At 67.5% G+C, this 23,090-nt stretch carries 32 protein-coding genes and 1 pseudogene; 5 read left to right on the top strand and 28 right to left on the bottom strand.

The genetic code is table 11. From position 1 onward, the window contains the following. Positions 1–3: 3 nt before the first annotated feature. Genes ACFFII_RS13320 through ACFFII_RS13310 form a run of 3 tightly spaced genes read left to right on the top strand, consistent with a single transcriptional unit; the run spans position 4 to position 2,613 of the window. Positions 4–837, top strand: coding sequence for an ABC transporter permease (locus tag ACFFII_RS13320; protein WP_377699360.1), 834 nt, complete (start codon positions 4–6; stop codon positions 835–837). 28 nt (positions 838–865) lie between these two features. Then, positions 866–1,843 carry an ABC transporter substrate-binding protein gene (locus ACFFII_RS13315; RefSeq protein WP_377699359.1) on the top strand — a complete coding sequence of 326 codons (978 nt, stop codon included), beginning with the start codon at positions 866–868 and terminating at the stop codon, positions 1,841–1,843. Next, a complete protein-coding gene (locus ACFFII_RS13310) occupies positions 1,843–2,613 on the top strand; it encodes an ABC transporter ATP-binding protein (RefSeq protein ID WP_377699358.1) in 771 nt (256 codons plus the stop codon). The genes ACFFII_RS13315 and ACFFII_RS13310 overlap by 1 nt, the downstream gene beginning before the upstream one ends. Before the next feature lie 68 nt (positions 2,614–2,681). Here the strand turns inward: ACFFII_RS13310 and ACFFII_RS13305 are convergent, their stop codons facing one another. From ACFFII_RS13305 to ACFFII_RS13285, 5 genes are all read right to left on the bottom strand, one after another. Beyond that, on the bottom strand, positions 2,682–3,719 hold the full coding sequence (locus tag ACFFII_RS13305; protein ID WP_377699357.1) for an HlyD family secretion protein: 1,038 nt from the start codon (positions 3,717–3,719) through the stop codon (positions 2,682–2,684). After that, positions 3,716–5,350, bottom strand: a complete 1,635-nt coding sequence (locus ACFFII_RS13300; protein ID WP_377699356.1) for an MFS transporter — start codon at positions 5,348–5,350, stop codon at positions 3,716–3,718. The genes ACFFII_RS13305 and ACFFII_RS13300 overlap by 4 nt, the downstream gene beginning before the upstream one ends. After that, on the bottom strand, positions 5,347–5,775 hold the full coding sequence (locus tag ACFFII_RS13295; protein WP_377699355.1) for a MarR family winged helix-turn-helix transcriptional regulator: 429 nt from the start codon (positions 5,773–5,775) through the stop codon (positions 5,347–5,349). The genes ACFFII_RS13300 and ACFFII_RS13295 overlap by 4 nt, the downstream gene beginning before the upstream one ends. A gap of 104 nt (positions 5,776–5,879) precedes the next feature. Next, the gene (locus ACFFII_RS13290) at positions 5,880–6,641 is read right to left on the bottom strand and encodes a hydroxypyruvate isomerase family protein (RefSeq protein WP_377699557.1); all 762 of its coding nucleotides are present in this window, start codon (positions 6,639–6,641) and stop codon (positions 5,880–5,882) included. A gap of 43 nt (positions 6,642–6,684) precedes the next feature. Further along, positions 6,685–7,542, bottom strand: a complete 858-nt coding sequence (locus ACFFII_RS13285) for a fumarylacetoacetate hydrolase family protein (RefSeq protein WP_377699354.1) — start codon at positions 7,540–7,542, stop codon at positions 6,685–6,687. Between the two features lie 237 nt (positions 7,543–7,779). On the opposite strand from ACFFII_RS13285, the gene ACFFII_RS13280 reads away from it, so the two are divergent. Beyond that, positions 7,780–9,447, top strand: a complete 1,668-nt coding sequence (locus ACFFII_RS13280) for a long-chain fatty acid--CoA ligase (protein WP_377699353.1) — start codon at positions 7,780–7,782, stop codon at positions 9,445–9,447. A 42-nt stretch (positions 9,448–9,489) separates the two neighbouring features. Here the strand turns inward: ACFFII_RS13280 and ACFFII_RS13275 are convergent, their stop codons facing one another. Then, the gene (locus ACFFII_RS13275; RefSeq protein ID WP_377699556.1) at positions 9,490–10,932 is read right to left on the bottom strand and encodes an aldehyde dehydrogenase family protein; all 1,443 of its coding nucleotides are present in this window, start codon (positions 10,930–10,932) and stop codon (positions 9,490–9,492) included. 203 nt (positions 10,933–11,135) lie between these two features. Between ACFFII_RS13275 and ACFFII_RS13270 the strand changes: the two genes are divergently transcribed. Beyond that, entirely contained in the window at positions 11,136–11,810 is a 675-nt protein-coding gene (locus ACFFII_RS13270) for a peroxiredoxin (protein WP_377699352.1), read from the top strand. 44 nt (positions 11,811–11,854) lie between these two features. On the opposite strand, the gene ACFFII_RS13265 is transcribed toward ACFFII_RS13270, so the two are convergent. The 22 genes and pseudogenes from ACFFII_RS13265 to yghX all read right to left on the bottom strand — a co-directional run bounded on the left by ACFFII_RS13265 (position 11,855) and on the right by yghX (position 22,946). After that, positions 11,855–12,142, bottom strand: coding sequence for an I78 family peptidase inhibitor (locus tag ACFFII_RS13265; RefSeq protein WP_377699351.1), 288 nt, complete (start codon positions 12,140–12,142; stop codon positions 11,855–11,857). Between the two features lie 128 nt (positions 12,143–12,270). Then, positions 12,271–12,456 carry a 50S ribosomal protein L30 gene (rpmD, locus tag ACFFII_RS13260; protein ID WP_090757276.1) on the bottom strand — a complete coding sequence of 62 codons (186 nt, stop codon included), beginning with the start codon at positions 12,454–12,456 and terminating at the stop codon, positions 12,271–12,273. 11 nt (positions 12,457–12,467) lie between these two features. Beyond that, positions 12,468–13,073 (bottom strand): 30S ribosomal protein S5, encoded by a 606-nt coding sequence (gene rpsE / locus ACFFII_RS13255; RefSeq protein ID WP_377699350.1) that lies wholly within the window; start codon positions 13,071–13,073, stop codon positions 12,468–12,470. A gap of 117 nt (positions 13,074–13,190) precedes the next feature. After that, positions 13,191–13,550 carry a 50S ribosomal protein L18 gene (gene rplR / locus ACFFII_RS13250; RefSeq protein WP_377699349.1) on the bottom strand — a complete coding sequence of 120 codons (360 nt, stop codon included), beginning with the start codon at positions 13,548–13,550 and terminating at the stop codon, positions 13,191–13,193. Positions 13,551–13,561: 11 nt separating this feature from the next. Then, on the bottom strand, positions 13,562–14,095 hold the full coding sequence (gene rplF, locus ACFFII_RS13245; RefSeq protein ID WP_377699348.1) for a 50S ribosomal protein L6: 534 nt from the start codon (positions 14,093–14,095) through the stop codon (positions 13,562–13,564). Between the two features lie 10 nt (positions 14,096–14,105). Beyond that, positions 14,106–14,504, bottom strand: a complete 399-nt coding sequence (gene rpsH, locus ACFFII_RS13240) for a 30S ribosomal protein S8 (protein WP_090757272.1) — start codon at positions 14,502–14,504, stop codon at positions 14,106–14,108. Positions 14,505–14,517: 13 nt separating this feature from the next. After that, positions 14,518–14,823, bottom strand: a complete 306-nt coding sequence (gene rpsN, locus ACFFII_RS13235; protein ID WP_377699347.1) for a 30S ribosomal protein S14 — start codon at positions 14,821–14,823, stop codon at positions 14,518–14,520. Between the two features lie 19 nt (positions 14,824–14,842). Next, a complete protein-coding gene (gene rplE / locus ACFFII_RS13230) occupies positions 14,843–15,403 on the bottom strand; it encodes a 50S ribosomal protein L5 (RefSeq protein WP_377699346.1) in 561 nt (186 codons plus the stop codon). Beyond that, the gene (rplX, locus tag ACFFII_RS13225) at positions 15,403–15,708 is read right to left on the bottom strand and encodes a 50S ribosomal protein L24 (protein ID WP_377699345.1); all 306 of its coding nucleotides are present in this window, start codon (positions 15,706–15,708) and stop codon (positions 15,403–15,405) included. Before rplX ends, rplE begins: the two co-directional genes overlap by 1 nt. Next, complete coding sequence (gene rplN / locus ACFFII_RS13220) at positions 15,708–16,076, bottom strand: 50S ribosomal protein L14 (protein ID WP_036717337.1); 369 nt, start codon at positions 16,074–16,076, stop codon at positions 15,708–15,710. Before rplN ends, rplX begins: the two co-directional genes overlap by 1 nt. 93 nt (positions 16,077–16,169) lie before the next feature. Then, complete coding sequence (gene rpsQ, locus ACFFII_RS13215; protein ID WP_090757268.1) at positions 16,170–16,427, bottom strand: 30S ribosomal protein S17; 258 nt, start codon at positions 16,425–16,427, stop codon at positions 16,170–16,172. 11 nt (positions 16,428–16,438) lie between these two features. Then, entirely contained in the window at positions 16,439–16,645 is a 207-nt protein-coding gene (rpmC, locus tag ACFFII_RS13210; protein WP_090757267.1) for a 50S ribosomal protein L29, read from the bottom strand. A gap of 176 nt (positions 16,646–16,821) precedes the next feature. Beyond that, positions 16,822–17,235 carry a 50S ribosomal protein L16 gene (gene rplP / locus ACFFII_RS13205; protein ID WP_090757266.1) on the bottom strand — a complete coding sequence of 138 codons (414 nt, stop codon included), beginning with the start codon at positions 17,233–17,235 and terminating at the stop codon, positions 16,822–16,824. A 13-nt stretch (positions 17,236–17,248) separates the two neighbouring features. Continuing rightward, positions 17,249–17,971 carry a 30S ribosomal protein S3 gene (gene rpsC / locus ACFFII_RS13200; protein WP_377699344.1) on the bottom strand — a complete coding sequence of 241 codons (723 nt, stop codon included), beginning with the start codon at positions 17,969–17,971 and terminating at the stop codon, positions 17,249–17,251. Between the two features lie 101 nt (positions 17,972–18,072). Next, a pseudogene (gene rplV / locus ACFFII_RS13195) lies at positions 18,073–18,450 on the bottom strand (50S ribosomal protein L22); the annotation flags it as partial. Between the two features lie 5 nt (positions 18,451–18,455). Beyond that, complete coding sequence (rpsS, locus tag ACFFII_RS13190; protein WP_377699343.1) at positions 18,456–18,734, bottom strand: 30S ribosomal protein S19; 279 nt, start codon at positions 18,732–18,734, stop codon at positions 18,456–18,458. A gap of 3 nt (positions 18,735–18,737) precedes the next feature. Beyond that, positions 18,738–19,574, bottom strand: coding sequence for a 50S ribosomal protein L2 (gene rplB / locus ACFFII_RS13185; protein ID WP_377699342.1), 837 nt, complete (start codon positions 19,572–19,574; stop codon positions 18,738–18,740). A 98-nt stretch (positions 19,575–19,672) separates the two neighbouring features. Continuing rightward, positions 19,673–19,972 (bottom strand): 50S ribosomal protein L23, encoded by a 300-nt coding sequence (locus ACFFII_RS13180; RefSeq protein WP_090757261.1) that lies wholly within the window; start codon positions 19,970–19,972, stop codon positions 19,673–19,675. Beyond that, positions 19,972–20,631: a 50S ribosomal protein L4 gene (gene rplD, locus ACFFII_RS13175; protein ID WP_377699341.1), complete on the bottom strand. Its 660-nt coding sequence runs from the start codon at positions 20,629–20,631 to the stop codon at positions 19,972–19,974. Before rplD ends, ACFFII_RS13180 begins: the two co-directional genes overlap by 1 nt. Next, positions 20,628–21,485 carry a 50S ribosomal protein L3 gene (gene rplC / locus ACFFII_RS13170; RefSeq protein WP_377699340.1) on the bottom strand — a complete coding sequence of 286 codons (858 nt, stop codon included), beginning with the start codon at positions 21,483–21,485 and terminating at the stop codon, positions 20,628–20,630. The genes rplD and rplC overlap by 4 nt, the downstream gene beginning before the upstream one ends. Before the next feature lie 11 nt (positions 21,486–21,496). Further along, positions 21,497–21,805 (bottom strand): 30S ribosomal protein S10, encoded by a 309-nt coding sequence (rpsJ, locus tag ACFFII_RS13165; RefSeq protein ID WP_036717366.1) that lies wholly within the window; start codon positions 21,803–21,805, stop codon positions 21,497–21,499. 244 nt (positions 21,806–22,049) lie between these two features. Next, positions 22,050–22,946, bottom strand: coding sequence for a YghX family hydrolase (yghX, locus tag ACFFII_RS13160; protein ID WP_377699339.1), 897 nt, complete (start codon positions 22,944–22,946; stop codon positions 22,050–22,052). Between the last annotated feature and the right edge of the window lie 144 nt (positions 22,947–23,090).

Genomic DNA, 23,090 nt, shown 5'->3' with positions numbered 1-23,090 from the left:
GCCATGGCGCTGCAATCGCTCGACGCCCCTCTTGAAGGCAGATCCTCCCCCGGCGCCGCGATCCGGCGCCGGGTAAGGGCCGGGGCGCGCGGCTTCGCGTCCCGCTGGGGGCTGCTGACCGGCTTCGTGGTGCTGTGGCAGGTGTCCGCCACGCAGGGCTGGGTGAACCCGGCCGTCTTCCCGCCGCTGGACAGCATCGCGGCGGCGCTGTGGAAGGGCCTCGCCTCGGGGGCGCTGCTGGACGACATCGCCATCAGCCTGCAACGCTCGGGGATCGCCTTCGCCGCCGCCGTGGCGCTGGGCATCCCGCTGGGGCTGTTCATGGGCCAGATCGCAGCGGTGGAACGGGCGCTCGACCCGATCCTGCAACTGTTCCGCCAGACCTCGGCGCTGGCGCTCTACCCGGTGTTCATCCTGCTGCTGGGCCTGGGCGAGGCGTCCAAGGTCTTCGTCATCTTCTGGGCCACGCTGTTTCCGATCCTGCTCGCGACCATCGGCGGGGTGAAGCAGGTGGACCGCAAGCTGATCGAGATGGCGCGGACCTTCGGCGCGAGCCGCCTGACGGTCTTCCGCCGCGTGGTGCTGCCCGCCTCGGTGCCCGCCATCTTTGTCGGGCTGCGGCTGTCGGCCACCACGGCGCTGCTGCTTCTGATCGCGGCCGAGATGATCGGCGCGAACAAGGGCGTCGGCTTCCAGGTGATGAACGCCCAGTACAACTTCCAGATCCCCCTGATGTTCGCGGCCATCTTCCTGCTGGCCGGCCTCGGCCTTGCCGCGAACCTCATCCTCGTCCTGCTGCAGCGCCGCCTGTGCCGCTGGGCCGACGTGCAGCGCTGATCCCGCCTCTTTCACAAGGAACACGACCATGACCATCACCCTCCGCAGCCTCGCCCTGACCACCGCGCTTGGCCTTGCCTTCGCCGGCGCCGCGCAGGCGAACGTGACGATCCGTTATCTCGCCAGCCATGGGGGGCTTTCCGCCCATGAACTGGCCGAGGAACTGGGCTATTTCGAGGGCACCGGCATCACGCTGGAAAACGTGGGCTATTCCAGCGGCGGCCCGGAATCGCTGATCGCCCTTGCCGGCGGCAGCGTGGAACTGGGCAGCGCCGCGACGGCGGCCGTCCTGAACTCGATCGCGGGCGGCAACGACTTCGTGGCGGCCTTCCCCTCGAACGGCATCAACGACGAGGTGCAGTCGATCTTCTACGTGCTGGAGGACAGCCCCATCCGCACGATCGAGGACATCGCCGGCAAGACCATCGCCGTGAACACGCTGGGCGCGCATCTCGACTATACCGTGCGCGAGGCGCTGCACGGGAAGGGGCTGCCGCAGGACGCGGCGAACCTCGTCACCGTGCCGGGGCCGCAACTGGAACAGGTGCTGCGCTCGGGTCAGGTGGACGTCTCGGCCTTCGGCTACTGGCAGACGACCTTCGAAGGCCTTGCCCGCGAACACGGCGGGTTGCGCGCGGTCTTCGACGACACCGACGTGCTGGGCGAGATCGCGGGCGGTTTCATTGTCCTGCGCCGCGACTGGGTCGAGGCCCATCCCGCCGAGGCCCGCGCCTTTGTCGAGGGCTCGGCCCGGGCGCTCGACCATGCCCGCGACAACCCCGAGGAAACGCGCGCCATCTTCGCCCGCGTGCTTGAGGAACGCGGCGAGAACCCCGAGGTCGCCCGGTTCTTCAAGGGCTACGGCGTGCGCGAGGGCGGACGCGCGACCGAGCGCGACCTGCAGTTCTGGATCGACGTTCTGGAACGCGAGGGTCGGCTGGAACATGGCAAGCTGAAGGCCGCCGACATCCTGTTCGCGCCGGCCCAGACGGTGGCGGCCAGGTGATGGGCGCGCACCAATCCTTCCCGCGCGGGGCGGTCCGGATCCACGGGCTGTCCAAGTCCTTCACCCTGAACGGCGCGGCGCTGCCGGTCCTTCGGGACCTGAACCTCTATATCCGGCCGGGCGAAAGCCTGGCCGTGGTGGGCCCCTCGGGCTGCGGCAAGACCACGCTCCTGCGGGTGCTGGCCGGGCTCGAGGCGCCGGACGGCGGGCAGGTCAGGATCGACGGCCGCCCCGTGCAGGGCGTGGGCGCGGAACGCGCGATCATCTTCCAGGAACCGCGCCTGCTGCCCTGGCTGACGGTTCTGGGCAACGTGGCCTTCGGGCTTGAGGTGCGCGGCATTCCGAAGTCCGAGGCCGAGGCGCAGGCCCGCCAGAACATCCGCCTGGTCGGGCTGGCCGAGTTCGAGAACGCCTTCCCCGCCCAGCTTTCGGGCGGCATGGCCCAGCGCGTCGGCATCGCCCGCGCCCTGGCCGTGCAGCCCGAGATCCTGCTGCTGGACGAGCCGCTTGGCGCTTTGGACGCGATGACGCGGATCACCATGCAGGACGAGCTGGCCCGCATCTGGCGCGAACAGCAGGTGACGATGATCCTCGTCACCCATGACTTGGAAGAAGCGATCTTCCTGGCCGACCGGGTGCTGGTCATGCCGCGCGAGAAGGGCACGCCGCCGCGGGTGATCGAGATCGACCTGCCCCGCCCCCGCGACCGCAGCGAGGCGCGCTTTGTCGCCATGCGCCGCAGGCTGATGGCCGAGTTCGGCCTGCACTGAAATCCGCACATCCAACTGAAGGCCGGTCCCCGCCTCGAAGGCGGGGGCAGGTTTTTTTTTGCTGCCGCTCAGCTTGCGCCGGTCGCCACCCTGACGATGACGGACAGGCCGGGCGCGAGGTATTCGCCCATCTCCTGCCCCGGATCGATTGAAATGCGGACCGGCAGGCGCTGCACGATCTTGGTGAAGTTGCCGGTGGCGTTCGACCCGGCCAGCAGGCTGAATTCCGAGGCCGTGGCCGGAGAGAAAGACTCGACCCGGCCGGTGAAATGGCGGTCCTGCAGGGCATCCACCGTGATGTCCACGGCCTGCCCCAGCCTCATCCCATGCACTCCGGTTTCGGGGAAGTTCGCCACGATCCAGATGTCCGGCCCGACCAGCGGAACCAGCGCGGTCCCGGCGGTCACATATTGCCCCAGCCGCGCCGACACCTGCCCGAGCCGCCCGTCCTCGGGCGCGTGGATCTCGGTATTGGAAAGGTCGATCCGGGCCAGTTCCACCGCCGCCTCGGCGCTGGCGATGTCCGCCTGCCGGGCGCTGACCTGCGCGCGGGCGCTCTCGATGGCCTGGACCTGGACCTCCAGCTGCGCCTCGGCCTGCTGGACGGCGGCCGTCGCCTGCTGGCGGGCCAGCGCCGCCTGCTCGCGCGAGGTTTCGCTGGATACGCCGCGGGCCGACAACTCCTGGGCGCGGGCGAAATCGGACTCGGCCGTGGCCAGCGCCGCACGCGCCGAGGCCAGCGCCGCCTCGTCCGCGCGCTGCACCGCCTCGGCCGAGCGGACGGTCTGCTCGGCCACCGCAAGGGCCGCGCGGGCGGCGGACAGCGCGGCCTCGGCTTGGGCGAGCTTCTGGCGGAAGATGCGGTCGTCGACGCGCGCGATCAGGTCGCCCTTGCGGACCTGCTGGAAGTCCTGGACGTCCACCTCGCTGAGATAGCCCGACAGTTGCGGCGCGATCGAGGTGACACGGCCACGGACATAGGCGTTCTCGGTCGTCGGCTGGGTGGGGGCAAAGGGCGGCAGGTGCCAGGCGAACAGGATCAGCAGCACGCCGGCGATCCCAATCAGGGCAATCACGAGGGTCGGAAGAAGATGGGTCTTGTTCATGCGGGGGAACCGGATTGGGGGGCAGAGGGCGGCGACAGGCGGGCGGACAGCCGGTCGCGCCCAACGTGCAGAAGCAGCACGGCCAGCGCCGCGAGCGAGGCAAGGAAGATCACGAAATAAAGGTCGTTGTAGGCCATGACATAGGCTTGGGCCGAGGCCTCCTGCGCGATCTGCGCGACCGCCTGGGCGCGCCGCGTGGCCATGTCGGGCAGTTGCGGGGCCAAGGCCGTGATGCGCTGCGCGATCTCGGCCGTGACGGGGGCCGAGGTGGCGCGGATCTGCTCGGCCAGCGTCTGCAGGTGGAAGGCCTGCCGCCAGTTGACCAGCGTGTTGAAGAGACCGCCGCCTATCACGCCCCCGATGCTTTGCGTGGACAGGAACACGATCAGGAAGGACAGAAGATAGTTCGGCCCCTTCTTCAGCGCCGCCATCAGCCCGACCATCATGGCGGGCGGCATGAACAGCATTCCTGCGAAGCCGATCATCGCCTGGCTGACCAGCATCTGTTCCGGCCGGGTGTCGAGCGTCGAATGGGAATCCATCCAGGCCCCCGCCGCGATCAGCACCAAAGCGACGAAGTGGAACTGCGGCTCGCGCCCCGGCTTGATCCAGGCGACGCAGGCGAGCCCGCCCAGAAGGCTTGCGATGCAGATCACGGCAAACAGGGTCGTCATCTGCCCGGGCGCGACGCCCAGCACCTGGAACATGCGCGGCGCGCCGGTGCTTTGTTCCGACAGCAGCAGCCGGAACAGCAGCAGCGTGCCCGTCAGGTGCAGCATGGCCGGGCTCATCAGCCAGCGGATGTCCAGAAGGGGCGAGGCGCGGTGCGTCTCGATCAGCAGCGCCGCCGTCACCGCCGCGACCGAGGCCGCCATCAGCACGCCGATCCAGGGGGTCGCCGTCCACCAGTGGATCGGCCCCATGATGGCGCCCACGGTGATGCCGCCGAAGCCGAAGGCGATCAGTCCGAAGCTGAGCAGGTCCATCGGCCGGATGACCTTCTCATGCGGAACCGGCGTCAGCCGCAGCCGGTAGACCAGCACCAGCGAGACCAGAGCCATCCCCAGCACCAGAAGGTGGATGCGCATCAGCCCGCCGTCCCCGATCAGCGCGGGCGAGATCACGCGCGCCAGCGACGGCCCCATCATCAGCAGGCACAGGGCCATCGGCAGGCCCAGCCGCATCTTCCATTCCCGCGACAGGGGCTCGAGGAAATATAGGAAGGCCAGCGTGGACAGGGGCGCCGAGGTCACGCCCGCCAGGAACTGCATCACCACGGCCGAGCGCAGGTCCTCGATCCAGACCGAGCCGAAGGCCACCGTGACATAGCAGATGATCCCGACCTCGGCGAAGCGGCGCAGGCCGAACTGGGTGCGGATCTTGGTCAGCATCAGCGGCAGCGACGAACGCGGGACCAGGTAGGCCGCCATCAGCCAGCTGGCATCCGTGGCCGAGATCCCGAGGCCGCCCGCGAACTGCTGCACGTTGGCCGAGACGAAGCCCTGCCCCAGCCCCTGCGACATCGCCAGCATCGCCCCGGCCAGGACAAAGGCCAGGGCCCGGCCCAGCGGCATGGCGGGCGGTGCCGGCGGCGCAACGGGCGCGGGACCCTGGCCTTCGGCGGCCCTCATTTCTGGTTCATCCGCGCAGCGTTGTCGGCCAGCCGCTTCAGCGCGTCATGAAGCCGGGCCTGCTCGTCGGGGGTAAATCCTTCGACCAGCTTCTCGTGGATGCTGTCCATGTAGCCCGTGACGGGCAGCGCCCTGGCCTGCGCGGTCAGGAACAGCGCCCTCTTGCGCGCGTCGCCGGGCAGGCCCCGGCGCTCGACCAGCCCCTCGGCCTCAAGCAGGTCCAGCTGGCGCTTGAGGCTGGGCGCCTCGATCCCCATGGCCTGGGCCAGCTCGGCCTGGGTCCCGCCCTCGTGCCGCATCAGCGCCGAAAGAACCCGCGCGCGCGAGAAGGACAGCCCCAGTTCGCGAACCTGCTCGTCATAATTGCTCCGCAGCTCCTTCAGAAGGCGGAACAGGGTCGCGGCGATGGGGGACTGGTCGGGCATGCGGACCCTCGGGTTGGTTCGCATGATAGTTAGCGTGCTTGATAACCTTTTCAAGGGCAGGCGCCGGGCAGCCCTGTTGACCTCCTGAACGCCCAGCCCTGTGGTCAGATGCCGCGCAGCGCCGCCATCCAGCCTAGGCTGCCCTCGGTCAGACCACCCGGCCTGTATTCCGCCCCGACCGGTCGGTCCCACCCGATTTCGGCGAGGACGCCCATGATGTGGCGGTAATCCAGTTCCCCGTGATCGGGCGGGCCGCGGTCGGGTACAGCGGCGATCTGGACGTGGCCGATCAGGGGCGCGAGCGCCCGCAGCCGCCGCGTGAGGTCCCCTTCCATGATCTGCAGGTGATAGCAGTCGAACATCAGCCGCAGGTTCGGATGCCCGGCTTCGGCGATGATCCGCGCGGCCTGATCCAAGTGCTGCAGGAAATAGCCCGGTGCGTCGTGATGGTTCAGCGGCTCTATCAGGATGGTGGCCCCCTGCGCGGCCGCCCTGACGCAGGCGTGGTCGAGATTGGCGCGGAAGACCGCCTCGGCCCCGGCCCCCTGCGCGAAGCCCGCCATCACATGGACCGCCCCGCAGCCGATGGCGGCGGCATAGTCCAGCGCGCGGTCGATCGCGTCGCGCGCCTCGGCCTCGCGCCCCGGCAGGGCGGCAAGGCCATTCTCGCCCGGCTGCCCGCGCAGGGTGTTGAGGCTCAGCATCTCAAGCCCCGTGTCGCGCAGGGCGGCGGCGACGGCGGCGGGCGGGGTGTCATAGGGCCAGTGGCACTCGACCGCATCAAAGCCCGCCGCCTGCGCTGCCCGGATCGCCTCAGGCAGGGGCCGGTCCGCCCAGAGAAAGCCGAGGTTCGCCGAAAAGCGCATCACCCCTGCCCCACCCTCGCGCAGACCGGCCCCGCCGCTTGTTTCATCCCTGAGAAACGACCTTCTGGGTCTGCTCGCCCAGGCCCTCGATCCCCAGGCGCATGACCTCGCCGCCCTTCAGGAAGACCTTGGGGTTCTGGCCCATGCCGACGCCCGGAGGCGTGCCGGTGGTGATCACGTCGCCCGGCAGCAGCGTCATCAGGTGAGAGCAATAGGCGACCAGCTCCGCCACCCCGAAGACCATCGTCTGCGTGGTGCCGTCCTGATAGCGCTTGCCGTCCACCTCGAGCCAGATGGACAGGTTCTGCGGGTCGGGGATCTCGTCGGCCGTGACCATCCAGGGGCCGAGCGGGCCGAAGGTATCGAAGCCCTTGCCCTTGTCCCAAGTCGCGCCGCGCTCGAGCTGCCATTCGCGCTCGCTGACGTCGTTGACGACGCAATAGCCCGCGACATGCTCCAGCGCCTGTTCGACGGTCACGCCCGCGGCGGGCTTGCCGATGACGATGCCCAGTTCGGCTTCCCAGTCGGTCTTGGTCGCGCCCTTGGGGATGCGCACGTCATCGTCGGGACCGACGATGCAGCTGGTCCACTTGTTGAAGACGACCGGCTCGGACGGCACGGGCATGTTCGATTCGGCCGCGTGGTCGGCATAGTTCAGGCCGATGGCGACGAACTTCCGGACATTGCCGACGCAGGGGCCCAGGCGAAGGTCGCGCTGGGGCGTGCCCTCGACCAGCGGCAGGTCGGCGGGGTTCAACGCGGCCAGGCGCGCCAGCCCCTCGGGCGTCAGCACCTCGTCCGCGATGTCGGCGACATGGGCGGACAGGTCGCGCACGCGGCCCTGGTCGTCCAGCATCCCGGGCTTTTCCGATCCGGCGGGACCATATCGCAGCAGTTTCATGGGCTCTCCCCTCTGGCCAAGTCGCGGGGACGATAGGCGAGGCCGGAGCGTCCCGCAATCTGGCATACCAGAACAGGACCGGATTTCCATGATGCGGCAAGCCGAACGCGGCTTGTGCGCTGGCGGGACGCCCCTGATGGAACGGCAGGGCGCACCGCCCAGTGCACCGCCTTCTCGGCCCTTGCGGCGGCGGCACCCGGCAGCGCAGTCTGCGGGCGTTGCAAGAGGGGGAACACCATGCTGCTTGGCCGGATGATGCACCAGCCGCTGTCGGTCGGCTCGCTGATCGACCATGCCGCGCGCTATCATGGCGACACCGAGATCGTCTCGGCCCTGACCGAGGGCGGGTTCGAGCGGACGACCTGGGGCGAGGTCGGCGCCAACGCCCGCCGGATCGGCTCGGCCCTGCGCGCGCGGGGACTGGAACCCGGCGACCGGGTCGGCACGCTGGCTTGGAACAACCGCCGCCATCTGGAGCTCTACTTCGGCGTGCCCGGCGCGGGGATGGTCTGCCACACGCTGAACCCGCGCCTTTCGCCCGAGCAGCTGGCCTATATCATCAACCATGCCTCGGACCGGATGCTATTCATCGAACGCACCTTCGTCCCGCTGATCGCCCCCCTGCGCGACCAGTTGCCCAGCCTGCGCGGCATCGTCGTCCTCGGCCCGCGCGACGAATCCCTGTGCGACGCATTGCCCGGCCTGCTGTTCCACGACGAGCTGCTGGCCGAAGGCGATGCCGCGGCGCCCTGGCCCGCCGTCGAGGAAACCTCGCCCTCCTCGCTCTGCTACACCTCGGGGACAACGGGAAACCCCAAGGGGGTGCTGTATTCCCACCGCTCGACGCTGCTGCACGCGCTGTCGGTGAACAACCGCGACGGGCTGGGAATCGGCGCGGCGGACTCGGTCATGCCAGTGGTGCCGATGTTCCACGTCAACGCCTGGGGCATCCCCTATGCCTCGGCCGCTGTCGGCGCGCGGCTGGTGATGCCGGGGCCGCGGCTGGACGGGCAGAGCCTCGCGCGGCTGATCATCGACGAACGGGTCACGATGGCCGCGGGCGTGCCCACGATCTGGCTGGGCCTCATGGACGCGCTGGACGCCTCGGGCGAGCGGCCGGACAGCTTCAAGCGCACCATCGTCGGCGGCTCGGCCCTGCCGCCCTCGATGCGCGCGGCCTTCCGCGACCGCTACGGGGTGGAACTGATCCATGCCTGGGGGATGACGGAAACCAGTCCCCTGGGCACGCTGAACGCGCCCAAGGCCAAGCACCTGTCCCTGCCCTTCGAGCAGCAGGACCGGATCGGCACCGGCCAGGGCCGCCCGCCCTATGGGGTGGATCTGCGGATCGTCGATGCCGAGGGTCACGTCCTGCCCACCGACGGCGAGACCGAGGGCGAGCTGCAGATCCGCGGCCACTGGGTGCTGGACAGCTATTTCGGGCAGGAGAAATCCGCCTTGACCTGGGACGGCTGGTTCGACACCGGCGACATCGCCACGCTGGACCCCGACGGCTACATGGTGATCCGCGACCGGTCCAAGGACATCATCAAGTCGGGGGGCGAGTGGATCTCAACCGTGGACCTTGAAAACATCGCCATCAGCCACCCCCAGGTCTCGAACGCCGCCGCCATCGCCGCGCGGCATCCCAAGTGGGACGAGCGCCCGGTGATCTGCGCCCAGAAGCGCCCGGGCAGCGACCTGACCGAAGACGAGCTGCTGGCCTGGTACGAGGGCAAGGTGCCGCGCTGGCAGCGGCCTGACCGGGTGATCTTCGTGGAAACGCTGCCGCTGGGACCGACCGGCAAGGTGGTCAAGGCCAGGCTGCGGGACACCTATGGTGACGTCCTATGGGAGGATGCGCTGGCCGAACTGCAGGCCGAGCGCGAGGGCCACCAGGCCTGAGATCGGGAAGGGCGCCCGAGGGCGCCCTTTCCTTTCCGTGCGTCAGGCGTTCTTGTCCCAGCCCGAGATCTGCTTCGAATCCATGAACTCCTCCAGGCCCCAGACGCCACCCTCGCGCGCCCGGCCCGAGGCCTTCACGCCGCCGAAGGCCGAGCCCCGGCCGCGGCCCACGCCGTTCGTCTCGATCATCCCGGCCTTGAGTTGCCGCGCCAGCCGGTTGCGCCGCGCGCCGTCCTGTGTCTGGACGTAGTTGGTCAGGCCGTAGATCGTGTCGTTGGCTAGTTCGACCGCCTCTTCCTCGCTGTCGAAGGGGGTGATCGACAGCACGGGGCCGAAGATCTCCTGCCGGAAGATGGTCATGTCGGGGGTCACGTCGGCGAAGACCGTGGGACGGACGAAATAGCCGCGGTTGACGCCTTCCGGCAGGCCGGGGCCGCCGGCGACCAGGCGCGCGCCTTCGTCGATGCCGGTCTGGATCAGCCCCTGGATCTTTTCCCACTGCTGCTTGCTGACCACGGGCCCGATGTGGCGGCCCGGCTCATGCGCGCTGCCGACGGTGGTTTCCTCGGCCACGCGCTTGGCCGTTTCGATCGCCTGCTCGTAGAAGGACCGCTCGACCAGCATCCGGGTCGGCGCGTTGCAGGACTGGCCCGAGTTGTAGAAGACGTGCCGCGTGCCCCGCATGACGGCCTTATCGTCGGCATCGGCGAAGACGACGTTCGCCCCCTTGCCGCCCAGTTCAAGCGCGACCTTCTTCAGCGTGTCGGCCGCCGCCTTGGTGATGGCGATGCCCGCGCGGGTCGAGCCGGTGAAGGACACCATGTCCACGTCCGGATGCGTGGACAGCTGCGTGCCCACGCCCGCCCCGTCACCGTTCACCAGGTTGAAGACGCCCTTGGGCAGCCCGGCCTCGTGGATCATCTCGGCAAAGACCATCGAGGAGATCGGCGCGATTTCCGAAGGCTTCAGCACGACGCTGTTGCCGGCGAGGATCGCCGGGATCACCTTCAGCGTGACCTGGTTCATCGGCCAGTTCCAGGGCGTGATGAGCGCCACGACACCGACCGGCTCCCAGGCGACCATGCTGGTGGGGGCGTGATCGCCAAGCGGACGGATGAACTCGAAGTCGCGGAAGCTGTTGATGAAGGTCTCGATGTGGAACGAGCCCGACTCGGCCTGGTCACCCTTCGACATGTCGGTGGGCGCGCCCATCTCACAGGTCATGGCCTCGGCCACGTCGTCGTTGCGGCGCTTGTAGATTTCCAGCAGGCGCTCGGCGAAGGCCAGCCGCTCGGCAGGCGGGGTCGCGGCCCAGCCGGGCTGCGCCGCCTTGGCTGCGGCCACGGCGCGGTCGGTGTCGGCCTGGCCGCCGACCGAAATGACGGCAAAGGGTTCCTCGGTCGTGGGATCGATCACCTCGAGGTCGCGCGCCTCGGCGGGGTCCACCCAGGCACCGTCGATGTAGAATTTCCGCTTGTCTGCCAGTTCAGCCATGTCGCATCCCCCTTGTCGGCTTGTTGTCGGGCGACAGCGTTGCACCGGGGCACAGCCGGCGCAAGGTCGGTATGGCTGACGATGTGACCGACGCGACCGGCGTTGTGTCCGACCCGGCCGCTTGCCGCGCCGGGTGGCTTTTTCCCATCAACATCTTATCTGTGTGACAACCTGCCGCCTTGAAGGAGCATCACATGGCCCTGCGCATCAACGACACTGCCCCGGACTTCACCGCCCAGACCACCGAGGGTGAGATCCGCTTCCACGAGTGGATGGGCGACAGCTACGCGATCATCTTCAGCCATCCCCGCGACTTCACCCCCGTCTGCACGACCGAGTTCGGTGTCGTGGCCCAGCTGGTGCCGGAATTCGAGAAGCGCAACACCAAGGTGCTGGGCGTTTCGGTGGACAGCCTGGATGACCATGGGAAATGGAAGCGCGACATCGAGGCGGTGGCGGGCTGCCCTGCCAATTTCGCGATGGCGGACGACACGTCGCTGACCATCGCCCGGGCATACGAGATGTTCCCGGCCGACGTCTCTCTGCCGACCGAGAACCGCACACCCGCCCATACTGCGACCGTGCGCAGCGTCTTCATCATCGGGCCGGACAAGAAGGTGCGGCTGACGATGACCTATCCCATGTCGGTCGGCCGCAACTTCGCGGAAATCCTGCGGGCGCTGGACGCGGTGCAGGCAACGGACGGCGTCCCGATCTCGACCCCCGCCAACTGGAACCCCGGCGAGGACGTGATCGTGGCCCTGTCGCTGAATGACCAGCAGGCCGAGGAGCGCTTCGGCAAGGTCACTAAGACCCTGCCCTACCTGCGCTACGTGGCGCAGCCGCCCAAACAGACCACCTCGGCCTGAAACAGAAACGCCCCGGACATCTCCGGGGCGTTTTCATTCGGGCGTCAGCCGCAGGTCACGCTGACCAGACGGCCGCTGCGGTCATATTCGAAGTTCAGCCGCGTGGGGTTGAGGTCCTTGGTGACCGGATCGCCCGTGCGGTAGTGGCGGTATTCGGTGCCGGCCGGCAGGCTGATCGCCGGCGACTGCTGGCCGACGTACTGCTGGTACTGGTCGGCGATGCATTGGGTAGATGCGGCGGGGACGACGACCGTGGTCGTCGAGGGCGGCGGGGCACAGGCGGACAGGGCCAGGGTGCCTCCGAGTGCGGCGATGACGACGGATGGGCGCATGGCGAACTCCTTTCGTTTCGCACGAAACGCACAAGGGCCACCGAAAGGTCCAGGGACTCGCCCGAACGCGACCCGGTGTGATCGCGTGGGGCCAACGAAAAAGGCCGGGGCGAACCCCGGCCGTTTCCTCAGTTCTTTTCTTCGACGATCTGCACCAGGTGCGGGATCGCGTTCACCATGCCGCGGATCGCAGGGGTGTCCTGCAGTTCGCGGGTGCGGTGCATCTTGTTCAGCCCCAGGCCTTTCAGCGTCGCGCGCTGTTCCTTGGGGCGGCGGATCGGAGAGCCGATCTGCTTGACGACGATGGTTGCCATGTCGCGTCTCCTCAGGCTTCGGCCAGAGCGGCCGAGTCGACCTCGGCGGCGCCGGCGTTTGCAGGCTTGGCATCCTGCGACGGCAGGATGTCGGCGACCTTCTTGCCGCGGCGGTTCGCCACCGAGCGGGGCGAGGCCTCGGCCTTCAGGCCGTCGATGGTCGCGCGGATCATGTTGTAGGGGTTCTGCGACCCCAGCGACTTGGCCACCACGTCCTGCACGCCCAGCATCTCGAAGACGGCGCGCATCGGGCCGCCGGCGATGATGCCGGTCCCCGGAACGGCCGTCCGCATCACGACGCGGCCCGCGCCATGGCGGCCCTCGATGTCGTGGTGCAGCGTGCGGCCGTCGCGCAGCGGCACGCGGACCAGGCTGCGCTTGGCCTGCTCGGTCGCCTTGCGGATGGCTTCCGGCACTTCCTTGGCCTTGCCCTTGCCGAAGCCGACACGGCCCCGCTGGTCGCCGACGACGACCAGAGCGGCGAAGCCGAAACGCTTGCCGCCCTTGACGGTCTTCGACACGCGGTTGATCGCAACCAGGCGATCGGCGAATTCCGGGGTTTCCTCGCGCTCGCGACGATCGTCGCGGCGGTCCCGGCGCTGTTCACGTTCTGCCATCAGGCATCCCTTTTGCATTGGCGCAGGCTCAGGCGCCGAGTGAATCCGATCCAGGTGGGCGGCCCGTCGGACCGCCCCCGGATCATCGGGGTGGCGTTCACCGCCACCCGCAGGGTCTTAGAACTTCAGGCCGCCTTCGCGGGCCGCGTCGGCAAGCGCCTTGATCTTGCCATGGAACAGGAAGCCGCCGCGGTCGAACACGACCTCTTCGACGCCCTTCGCCTTGGCGCGCTCCGCGATGGCCGCGCCGATCCTGGCGGCAGCCTCGAGGTTGTTCTTGCCAACCACGCCCAGATCCTTTTCCAGGGTCGAGGCGGAAGCCAGCGTCACGCCCTGCGCGTCGTCGATCAGCTGGACGCTGATGTTCTTCGACGAGCGGTGGACGGACAGGCGCGGACGGCCGTTGGCCATCTCGCGCAGTTTGTTCCGGACGCGCAGGCGGCGCTTCTGGAACAGCTCTCGTTTGTTCAGTGCCATGTGCGCGATCCTTACTTCTTCTTGCCTTCCTTGCGGAAGACGACCTCACCCTTGTAGCGGATGCCCTTGCCCTTGTAGGGCTCGGGTTTCTTCCACTCGCGGATGTTGGCGGCGACCTGGCCGACGGCCTGCTGGTCGATGCCCTCGACCACGATTTCCGTCTGCTTGGGCGCGTTCACGGTCACGCCTTCCGGCGCTTCGAAGTTGACGTCGTGGCTGTAGCCCAGAGCCAGCTTCAGGGTCTTGCCCTGCATCGAGGCCCGGTAGCCGACGCCCTGGATCTCAAGCTCGCGCTTGAAGCCCGTGGTGACGCCGGTGACGAGGTTCGCCACCATCGACCGCGACATGCCCCACTGCTGGCGCGCGCGCTTGGACAGGCCCCGCGGGGTCACCGTCACCTTGCCGTCCTCGACCTTCAGCGTCACGTCGTCGGTCGCGGTGAACGTGCGGGTCCCTTTCGGGCCCTTCACCTCGATCGTCTGGCCGCTGATGTTCGCCGTCACGCCCGAGGGCAGTTCGACCGGCTTCTTACCAATCCGAGACATCCCGCCCTCCTTAGAACACGGTGCAGAGGACTTCGCCGCCGACATTGGCGTTGCGAGCCGCTGCATCCGTCATGACGCCCTTGGGCGTGGACACGATCGAGACGCCGAGGCCGTTGCGGACCTGCGGCAGCGCCTTGGCGCCGGCGTAGACGCGGCGGCCGGGCTTGGACACGCGAGCGAGCTCGCGGATCACGGGGGCGCCCTCGAAGTACTTCAGGCTGATTTCCAGTTCGGTGTGACCGGCGTCGGTCGTCACCTCTTCGTAGCCGCGGATGTAGCCCTCGGCCTTCAGCACATCCAGGACCCAGGCGCGCAGCTTGCTGGCCGGGGTGCGGACGGTGGATTTCCCGCGCATCTGAGCGTTGCGGATGCGGGTCAGCATATCGCCGAGCGGATCGTTCATCGACATCTTCCCTGCTCCCTTACCAGCTCGACTTCACCAGGCCGGGGATCTGGCCGAACGAGCCGAGCTCGCGCAGCATGATCCGCGACAGCTTCAGCTTGCGGTAGTAGGCCCGCGGACGGCCGGTCAGCTCGCAGCGGTTCTTCAGCCGGGTGGCCGACGAGTTGCGCGGCAGCTCGGCCAGCTTCAGCGTGGCCTTGAAGCGCTCTTCCATCGGCTTCGACTGGTCATTGATGGTTTCGTTCAGAGCAGCGCGCTTGGCGGCGTACTTGGCCACCATCCGCTCGCGCTTCTTCTGACGTTCGATCATGGATTTCTTTGCCATATCGTTCTTCCTCGCGCGATCAGCTGTTGAACGGCATGTTGAAGTGCTTCAGCAGCGCCTTCGCCTCGGCGTCGGTCTTCGCGGTGGTGGTGATGATGATGTCCATCCCCAGCACTTCGTCGACCTTGTCGAAGTTGATCTCGGGGAACACGATGTGCTCCTTGAGACCCATGGCGTAGTTGCCGCGGCCGTCGAACGACGTGCCCTTGACACCGCGGAAGTCGCGGACGCGGGGCAGCGCGATGTTGATCAGGCGGTCCAGGAATTCATACATGCGGTCGCCGCGCAGGGTGACCTTGCAGCCCAGAGGCATTTCCTCACGCACGCGGAAGCCGGCGATCGACTTCTTGGCATGGGTGACGACGGCCTTCTGGCCGGCGATCTGGGACAGTTCCTCGGCGGCCTGCTTGACCTTCTTGGTGTCCTTGACCGCCTCGCCCACGCCCATGTTCAGGACGATCTTGTCCAGGCGGGGGATCTGCATGTCGTTCTTGTAGCCGAACTCTTCCTTGAGCGCGGCGCGGACGCGGCTGACGTATTCCGCCTTGAGCCGCGGGGTGTAGGTCGATTGATCCAGCATCAGATCACGTCTCCCGTGGTCTTGGCGAAACGGACCTTCTTGTCGCCTTCCATGCGGAAGCCGACGCGGGTCGGTTTGCCGTTGGCGTCCATCAGCGCAAGGTTCGACAGGTCGATCGGCATGTTCTTGGGAACGCGGCCGCCCTGGCTGGTCTGGGTCTGACGGGTGTGGCGCAGGGCGATGTTCACGCCGTCCACGATCGCCTTGTTGTCCTTGGGCATCACCTGCGTGATCTCGCCGGTCTTGCCCTTGTCCTTGCCGGCCAGAACGACGACGCGGTCACCTTTCTTGAGCTTGGCGGCCATTACAGCACCTCCGGCGCAAGCGAGATGATCTTCATGAAGTTCTTGGCGCGCAGCTCGCGCACGACCGGCCCGAAGATGCGGGTGCCGACCGGCTCGCCCTGGTTGTTCAGGATGACGGCGGCGTTCGCGTCGAAACGGATCGAGGTGCCGTCCTCGCGCTTCACTTCCTTGGCGGTGCGCACGACAACGGCCTTGCGGACGTCGCCCTTCTTCACGCGGCCGCGCGGAATGGCTTCCTTGACGGAGACGACGATGATGTCGCCGACCGACGCATAGCGCCGGTGCGATCCGCCCAGAACCTTGATGCACTGCACCCGGCGCGCGCCGGAGTTGTCAGCGACATCCAGATTGGTCTGCATCTGGATCATGGTTTGCTCCCGACCTTTGGGGACCGGTTGCAGTCCCGGCCCCAGGGTTTCGCTAAATCACGAGCGGGCCCCATGGCCCGCCGCGGGTTCGGTTCAGGCCTCGGCGGCCTGGGTCGCGGTGTCGTCCGTCAGGACCGTCCAGCGCTTGGTCTTGGACAGCGGCGCGCATTCGATGATGCGAACGGTATCGCCGACCTTGAACTGGTTCAGCGCGTCATGCGCGCGGTACTTCTTGGACGACCGGACGATCTTGTGCAGCACCGGGTGCTTGAAGCGGCGCTCGACCAGGACGGTGATCGTCTGCTCGTTCTTGTCGCTGGTGACGCGGCCTTGCAGGATGCGTTTGGGCATGAAACCGCTCCTCAGTTCGACGCGGCCGCCTGGGCGGCCTTCTGGTTCATGACGGTCAGCACGCGGGCGACGTCCTTGCGGACCGAGCGCATCCGGGCGGTCGATTCGATCTGGCCGGTGGCCTGCTGGAAGCGGAGGTTGAAGGCCTCCTTCTTCAGCGCGACCAGCTGCTCGCGCAGCTGCTCGGGGGTCTTGTCTCTCAGTTCCTGCGCTTTCATGGCGCCCTTCCTTTCAACATCACCGGAGAGCCCCAGCCAGACTGGGCCACCCTGATTCCCGGTGGAGTTCGAGATGAAGGCCTGCGCATACGCGGATTCGGCCAGCGAGGCAAGGAAAAACGAAGAAAGCCCCGCCGTTCCGGGCGGGGCTTCCGATAACGGGTATTTCCCGTCGATTACCAGTCTTCGCGGTGCACGATGCGGGTCAGGACCGGCAGCTTCTGCGCGCCAAGGCGCAGCGCCTCGCGGGCGATCTCGTCATCGACGCCGTCGATCTCGAACATGATCCGGCCGGGGTGGACGCGGGCGGCCCAGAAATCGACCGAGCCCTTGCCCTTACCCATACGCACTTCGGTCGGCTTCGACGACACCGGCACGTCCGGGAAGATGCGGATCCAGACACGGCCCTGGCGCTTCATGTGACGGGTGATCGCGCGGCGGGCCGCCTCGATCTGGCGCGCGGTGACGCGCTCGGGTTCCGTCGCCTTCAGCGCGTAGGAGCCGAAGTTCAGGTTGAACCCGCCCTTGGCCTCGCCGTGGATGCGGCCCTTGTGCTGTTTGCGGAACTTGGTCCGTTTCGGTTGCAGCATTGTTCCCTACTCCTCAGCGCGCGTCGCGGTCGCGATCGCGGCGCGGACCGCGCGGCCCCGGACCTTCCTGCGCCTCAGTGGCGCGGCGGTCGTGGGCCTGCGGATCATGCTCCATGATCTCGCCCTTGAAGATCCAGACCTTGACCCCGATGATCCCGTAGGGGGTCGAGGCTTCGGACAGCGCATAGTCGATGTCGGCGCGCAGCGTGTGCAGCGGCACGCGGCCTTCACGATACCACTCGGTCCGCGCAATCTCGGCGCCGCCCAGGCGGCCCCCGACGTTGACGCGGATGCCCAGGGCACCCATGCGCATGGCGTTCTGCACCGCGCGCTTCATGGCGCGGCGGAACGAGACCCGGCGCTCGAGCTGCTGGGCGATCGACTCGGCCACCAGCTGGGCGTCCAGCTCGGGCTTGCGGACCTCGACGATGTTGAGGTGCAGTTCCGAGTCGGTGAAGTTCGCCAGCTTCTTGCGCAGCGTCTCGATGTCGGCGCCCTTGCGGCCGATGATGACACCCGGGCGGGCGGCATGGATCGTCACGCGGCACTTCTTGTGCGGACGCTCGATGATGACGCGGCTGACGCCGGCCTGCTTGGCTTCCTCGTGGATGAACTCGCGGATCTTGACGTCCTCGAGCAGCAGGTTGCCGTAGTCCTTGCTGTCGGCGAACCAGCGGCTGTCCCAGGTGCGGTTGACCTGCAGGCGCATCCCGATGGGGTTGACCTTCTGACCCATTACGCGAGCTCCTCGGCAGCGGCTTCAGGGGTGGTGGTGGCTTCGGCCTGGCGGTTCGAGGCCGTGCGCTTCTGCGACTTGGCAGCCTTCTTGGCGGCCTCGGCGGCAGCGTCGATCTCGCGCACCGTGATGGTGATTTCCGAGAACGGCTTCATGATCTTGCCGAACCGGCCGCGGGCGCGCGGACGGCCGCGCTTCATCACCATGTTCTTGCCGACCCAGGCCTCGGCGACGATCAGCTGATCGACGTCCAGGTTGTGGTTGTTCTCGGCGTTGGCGATGGCCGACTGCAGGCACTTCTTCACGTCGCCCGCGATGCGGCGCTTCGAGAAGGTAAGGTCGGCCAGGGCCTTTTCCACCTTCTTGCCGCGGATCATGGCGGCGACGAGGTTCAGCTTCTGCGGCGAGGTGCGAAGCATCTTGGTCTTCGCCATCGCCTCGTTGTCCGCCACGCGGCGCGGATTCTGTTCCTTACCCATGACGGTTACTTCCTTTTCGCTTTCTTGTCGGCCGCGTGACCGTAGTAGGTCCGGGTCGGCGAATACTCACCGAACTTCTGGCCGATCATCTCTTCGGACACGTTGACCGGGATGTGCTTCTGCCCGTTGTAGACCCCGAAGGTGAGGCCGACGAATTGCGGCAGGATGGTCGAACGGCGCGACCAGATCTTGATGACGTCCGACTTGCCAGATTCGCGGGCCTTCTCGGCCTTGCGAAGAACATAGGCATCGACGAACGGGCCTTTCCAAACAGAACGTGCCATGGATCAGCGACCCTTCTTCGCGTGACGCGACCGCAGGATGTACTTGTCGGTCGACTTGTTGGAACGAGTGCGCTTGCCCTTGGTAGGCTTGCCCCACGGGGTCACCGGGTGACGGCCACCCGAGGTCCGGCCCTCACCACCACCATGCGGGTGGTCGATCGGGTTCATGGCGACGCCGCGGACGGTCGGGCGGATGCCCATGTGCCGCTTGCGGCCGGCCTTGCCGAGGTTCTGGTTCGAGTGGTCCGGGTTCGACACGGCGCCGATGGTCGCCATGCATTCCTGGCGCACCATCCGCAGCTCGCCCGAGGACAGGCGGATCTGCGCATAGCCACCGTCGCGGCCCACGAACTGCGCATAGGTGCCGGCCGAACGGGCCAGCTGGCCGCCCTTGCCGGGCTTCAGCTCGACGTTATGGACGATCGTGCCGATCGGCATGCCCGAGAAGGGCATCGCGTTGCCCGGCTTGATGTCGGCCTTCTTCGAGGCGACGACCTTGTCGCCGACCGCCAGACGCTGCGGGGCCAGGATATAGGCCTGCTCGCCGTCCTCATAGCGGATCAGCGCGATGAAGGCGGTGCGGTTGGGGTCGTATTCGATGCGCTCGACCGTGGCGGGCACGTCGAACTTGGTGCGGCGGAAATCGACCACGCGGTACAGCCGCTTGGCGCCACCACCCTTGTGCCACATCGTGACGCGTCCGGTGTTGTTCCGGCCGCCCGTCTTGGTCAGACCTTCGGTGAGGGTCTTGACGGGGCGTCCTTTCCAAAGCTCCGAACGGTCGATCAGTACCAGCCCGCGCTGGCCAGGCGTCGTCGGTTTGTACGACTTGAGTGCCATGGTTTCTGTCTTCCGTTTGCCTTGGACCAAAGGTCCGTTTCATTCGAAAAGCACCGCGGCCCCCGAGAGTCCCGGGGGCCGCAGATTCGTTGCCCTTATCAGAGGCCGGTGTTCACGTCGATGCTGTTGCCAGCCTCGAGCATGACATAGGCCTTCTTGACGTCCGAACGGACGCCGGGACGGCCGCGGAAGCGCTTGGTCTTGCCCTTGGTCAGGACGGTGTTGACCGCCTTGACCTTGACGTTGAACAGCGCCTCGACGGCGTCCTTGATCTGCGGCTTGCTGGCCGACTTCGCCACCTCGAAGGTGACGGCGTTCGCCAGTTCGCCCGCCATCGTCGCCTTCTCGGTAATGATCGGCTTGACGATGACGTCGTAGTGTTCGGGTTTCGCAGCCATCACACGGTCGCTCCTTGATCGGCAGCGGCAGCTTGCGCGCCGTTCAGCCGGGCCTGCAGCGCCTCGACACCCGCGCGCGTGATCACCAGCGTGTCGCGCTTGAGGATGTCATAGACGTTGGCGCCCATCGAGGGCAGGACATCCACGCCTTCCAGGTTGCGGGCGGCGCGGGCGAAGGTCTCGTTCACCTGGGCACCGTCGATGACCAGGACGCGCTTCCAGCCCTGCTCCTTGACGGCCTTGGCCAGGACCGAGGTCTTGGCGTCGGCAAGGTCCAGGTTCTCCAACACAACCAGCTTGCCGCGCGAGGCCTTCGCCGACAGCGCGTGGCGCAGGCCGAGGGCGCGCACCTTCTTGGGCAGGTCAAAGGCGTGGCTGCGCGGGGTCGGACCCTTGTAGACACCACCCTTGCGGAAGATCGGCGCCTTGCGCGAGCCGTGGCGAGCGCCGCCCGTGCCCTTCTGGCGATAGATCTTCTTGGTCGAGTAGCTGACGTCCGACTTGCCCAGCACCGAATGGGTGCCGGCCTGCGCCTTCGCCCGCTGCCAGCGGACGACGCGGTGCAGGATGTCCGCGCGCGGCTCCAGCCCGAAGATGTCGTCGGGCAGCTCGATGTCCCCGGCCTTGCCCGAGGAAAGCGAAATCACGTCGAGTTTCATTTGCTCTCGTCTCCTTCGGGGGCAGCGGCGTCGCCTTCGGCCGAGATGGAGGCCTGAGCTTCGGCCAGAGCGGCCTCCTGGGCGGCGGCTTCGGCTTCGGCCGCGGCGAGACGCGCGGCTTCTTCCTCGGCAGCGGCCTGGGCGGCGGCTTCCTCGGCCAGACGCTTGGCTTCACGCTCGGCCGACCGCAGCGCGGCCGGGTAGATCGTGTTCTCGGCCGACGGCTTCTTCACGGCGTCCTTGATCGTGACCCAGCCGCCCTTGGAACCGGGGACCGAGCCCTTGACCATGATCAGGCCACGGTCGGCGTCGGTGCGGACGACCTGCAGGTTCTGCGTGGTGACGCGCACGGCGCCCAGATGGCCGGCCATCTTCTTGCCCTTGAACACCTTGCCGGGGTCCTGGCACTGGCCGGTCGAGCCGTGCGAGCGGTGGCTGATCGACACGCCGTGCGAGGCGCGCAGACCGCCGAAGTTGTGCCGCTTCATCGCACCGGCAAAGCCCTTACCGATCGAGGTGCCGGCGATGTCCACGAACTGGCCCGCGAAGTAATGGGCGGCGATGATTTCCTCGCCCACTGGGACCAGGTTGTCCTCGGACACCCGGAATTCGACGATCTTGCGCTTGGGCGCGACATTGGCCTTGGCAAAGTGGCCGCGCATCGGGGCGGTCACGTTCTTCGGCTTCGCGTCGCCCGCGCCCAGCTGGAGCGCGGTGTAGCCGTCCTGACCGGCGGTGCGCTGAGCGACCACCTGCAGGTTGTCCAGCTGCAGCACGGTGACGGGCACCTGACGGCCGTCTTCCAGGAACAGCCGGGTCATGCCCAGTTTCTTGGCGATAACACCAGTCCGCATGACGATCCCCCTCAGACCTTGATCTCGACGTCCACGCCGGCGGCGAGGTCGAGCTTCATCAGGGCGTCAACGGTCTGGGGCGTCGGGTCGACGATGTCCAGCAGCCGCTTGTGCGTGCGGATTTCCCACTGGTCGCGCGACTTCTTGTCGATGTGCGGACCGCGCAGGACGGTGAATTTCTCGATCTTGTTCGGCAGCGGGATCGGGCCGCGCACCTGCGCGCCGGTCCGCTTGGCGGTGTTCACGATCTCGGCGGTGCTGGCGTCCAGCACGCGATAATCGAACGCCTTGAGCCGGATACGGATGGTCTGGCTTTGCATCAAAGCATCCCTCGGTCGGGGATTTCAGTCGAGAGGCTGACATCGCACCATACGGCGCCAGCATCGGACCTTGAGAAAACTGGAAGGCCGCCCCCATTCTGGGCGGCCTTGTCAGGCGCAACCGATTCGCCCGCACTTCTGCGGAACCGGCGGCGATGGCGCTGCATGCCCGATTACGCCCGTCGCGTCAAGCGCCTGCCGGATTTGCCCACCCGAGGCGCCAGCGCCGCCGCGTCAGAAAGGGTCAGCGCAGCTTCTCATCAAAGAAGGCCATCGTGCGCTCCCACGCCAGGGCTGCCGCCTCGGGATCGTAGCGCGGCGTCGTGTCGTTGTGGAAGCCGTGGTTGACGCCTTCGTAGAAGAAGGCCTCATAGTCCTTGCCGCCCGCTTTCAGTGCGGCCTCGTAGGCGGGCCAGCCCTCGTTGATGCGCGTGTCGAGTTCCGCGTAATGCAGCATCAGGGGCGCGCGGATCGCGGGCACGTCCTCGGCCTTCGGCTGACGGCCATAGAAGGGAACCGAGGCCCGCAGGTCGGGATAGGCCACGGCCAGCGCGTTGCAGACGCCCCCGCCATAGCAGAAGCCGACGCAGCCGACTGCCCCGGTGCTGTCGGGATGGTCGCGCAGGAACTCGTAGGCGGCGAAGAAATCCTCCATCAGCTTCTCGGGGGCGAGGCTCGCCTGCATCTCGCGGCCCTGCTCGTCACTGCCGGGATAGCCGCCGAGGCTGGTCAGCCCGTCCGGCCCGTAGGCGAGGTAGCCCGCCCTTCCGACCCGGCGCACCACGTCCTCGATATAAGGGTTGAGGCCCCGGTTCTCGTGGATCACCAGCACGGCGGGCAGCTTGCCCGCGGCTTCGGCGGGCCGCACCATCAGCCCCTCGACGCGGCCGGTTCCCTCGGGGCTGTCGTAGGCCATGCGCTCGGCGCGGATCGCGGGATCGTCGGGCGCGACCTGCTGGGCCAGCGCATAATTCGGCTGCAAGGCTTCCAGGATCGCGGTCGCGGTGACGCCGGCGGCAGCATATTGCCCGGCCTGTTTCAGGAAGTCGCGCTTGGTGATCTTGCCGTGCACATAGCCGTCGAAGATTTCCAGGATGCGCGGATCGAAGTCGGATGCGCGCTTGCGTCCGTCGTGAGTCATGTCGGCCCTCCCCTGCCCTGACTGCGGAACGATGCCATTGCGGGTCGCGGCAGCGGCTCCTCACGATGGCACGAATTCATGCAAAAGGCCCGCCCCTTTGGGGCGGGCCTGTCGCGGTCTCGGGTGGGAGCCATGGGCTCCCGT

It is taken from the genome of Paracoccus niistensis, from assembly GCF_042432925.1.
In the GTDB taxonomy this organism is placed as follows: domain Bacteria; phylum Pseudomonadota; class Alphaproteobacteria; order Rhodobacterales; family Rhodobacteraceae; genus Paracoccus; species Paracoccus niistensis.
This window is presented reverse-complemented; position numbering and strand designations above follow the sequence as displayed.

What these genes read in the sequence shown, in the direction of transcription:
- rplP (WP_090757266.1), bottom strand. Translation starts at nt 17,235, where the DNA reads ATGCTGCAACCGAAACGGACCAAGTTCCGCAAACAGCACAAGGGCCGC.
- ACFFII_RS13270 (WP_377699352.1), top strand. Translation starts at nt 11,136, where the DNA reads ATGGCCCTGCGCATCAACGACACTGCCCCGGACTTCACCGCCCAGACC.
- rplN (WP_036717337.1), bottom strand. Translation starts at nt 16,076, where the DNA reads ATGATCCAGATGCAGACCAATCTGGATGTCGCTGACAACTCCGGCGCG.
- rpsC (WP_377699344.1), bottom strand. Translation starts at nt 17,971, where the DNA reads ATGGGTCAGAAGGTCAACCCCATCGGGATGCGCCTGCAGGTCAACCGC.
- rplB (WP_377699342.1), bottom strand. Translation starts at nt 19,574, where the DNA reads ATGGCACTCAAGTCGTACAAACCGACGACGCCTGGCCAGCGCGGGCTG.
- ACFFII_RS13310 (WP_377699358.1), top strand. Translation starts at nt 1,843, where the DNA reads ATGGGCGCGCACCAATCCTTCCCGCGCGGGGCGGTCCGGATCCACGGG.
- yghX (WP_377699339.1), bottom strand. Translation starts at nt 22,946, where the DNA reads ATGACTCACGACGGACGCAAGCGCGCATCCGACTTCGATCCGCGCATC.
- ACFFII_RS13265 (WP_377699351.1), bottom strand. Translation starts at nt 12,142, where the DNA reads ATGCGCCCATCCGTCGTCATCGCCGCACTCGGAGGCACCCTGGCCCTG.
- rplR (WP_377699349.1), bottom strand. Translation starts at nt 13,550, where the DNA reads ATGGCACTGAACAAACGAGAGCTGTTCCAGAAGCGCCGCCTGCGCGTC.
- rplF (WP_377699348.1), bottom strand. Translation starts at nt 14,095, where the DNA reads ATGTCTCGGATTGGTAAGAAGCCGGTCGAACTGCCCTCGGGCGTGACG.
- ACFFII_RS13315 (WP_377699359.1), top strand. Translation starts at nt 866, where the DNA reads ATGACCATCACCCTCCGCAGCCTCGCCCTGACCACCGCGCTTGGCCTT.
- rpsS (WP_377699343.1), bottom strand. Translation starts at nt 18,734, where the DNA reads ATGGCACGTTCTGTTTGGAAAGGCCCGTTCGTCGATGCCTATGTTCTT.
- rpsQ (WP_090757268.1), bottom strand. Translation starts at nt 16,427, where the DNA reads ATGCCCAAACGCATCCTGCAAGGCCGCGTCACCAGCGACAAGAACGAG.
- rplX (WP_377699345.1), bottom strand. Translation starts at nt 15,708, where the DNA reads ATGGCCGCCAAGCTCAAGAAAGGTGACCGCGTCGTCGTTCTGGCCGGC.
- rplC (WP_377699340.1), bottom strand. Translation starts at nt 21,485, where the DNA reads ATGCGGACTGGTGTTATCGCCAAGAAACTGGGCATGACCCGGCTGTTC.
- rpsN (WP_377699347.1), bottom strand. Translation starts at nt 14,823, where the DNA reads ATGGCAAAGAAATCCATGATCGAACGTCAGAAGAAGCGCGAGCGGATG.
- ACFFII_RS13285 (WP_377699354.1), bottom strand. Translation starts at nt 7,542, where the DNA reads ATGAAACTGCTGCGATATGGTCCCGCCGGATCGGAAAAGCCCGGGATG.
- ACFFII_RS13305 (WP_377699357.1), bottom strand. Translation starts at nt 3,719, where the DNA reads ATGAACAAGACCCATCTTCTTCCGACCCTCGTGATTGCCCTGATTGGG.
- rplD (WP_377699341.1), bottom strand. Translation starts at nt 20,631, where the DNA reads ATGAAACTCGACGTGATTTCGCTTTCCTCGGGCAAGGCCGGGGACATC.
- rpmD (WP_090757276.1), bottom strand. Translation starts at nt 12,456, where the DNA reads ATGGCAACCATCGTCGTCAAGCAGATCGGCTCTCCGATCCGCCGCCCC.
- rpmC (WP_090757267.1), bottom strand. Translation starts at nt 16,645, where the DNA reads ATGAAAGCGCAGGAACTGAGAGACAAGACCCCCGAGCAGCTGCGCGAG.
- rpsE (WP_377699350.1), bottom strand. Translation starts at nt 13,073, where the DNA reads ATGGCAGAACGTGAACAGCGCCGGGACCGCCGCGACGATCGTCGCGAG.
- ACFFII_RS13295 (WP_377699355.1), bottom strand. Translation starts at nt 5,775, where the DNA reads ATGCCCGACCAGTCCCCCATCGCCGCGACCCTGTTCCGCCTTCTGAAG.
- ACFFII_RS13280 (WP_377699353.1), top strand. Translation starts at nt 7,780, where the DNA reads ATGCTGCTTGGCCGGATGATGCACCAGCCGCTGTCGGTCGGCTCGCTG.
- rpsH (WP_090757272.1), bottom strand. Translation starts at nt 14,504, where the DNA reads ATGTCGATGAACGATCCGCTCGGCGATATGCTGACCCGCATCCGCAAC.
- ACFFII_RS13320 (WP_377699360.1), top strand. Translation starts at nt 4, where the DNA reads ATGGCGCTGCAATCGCTCGACGCCCCTCTTGAAGGCAGATCCTCCCCC.
- ACFFII_RS13290 (WP_377699557.1), bottom strand. Translation starts at nt 6,641, where the DNA reads ATGCGCTTTTCGGCGAACCTCGGCTTTCTCTGGGCGGACCGGCCCCTG.
- rpsJ (WP_036717366.1), bottom strand. Translation starts at nt 21,805, where the DNA reads ATGCAAAGCCAGACCATCCGTATCCGGCTCAAGGCGTTCGATTATCGC.
- ACFFII_RS13300 (WP_377699356.1), bottom strand. Translation starts at nt 5,350, where the DNA reads ATGAGGGCCGCCGAAGGCCAGGGTCCCGCGCCCGTTGCGCCGCCGGCA.
- ACFFII_RS13180 (WP_090757261.1), bottom strand. Translation starts at nt 19,972, where the DNA reads ATGGCTGCGAAACCCGAACACTACGACGTCATCGTCAAGCCGATCATT.
- rplE (WP_377699346.1), bottom strand. Translation starts at nt 15,403, where the DNA reads ATGCTGGATCAATCGACCTACACCCCGCGGCTCAAGGCGGAATACGTC.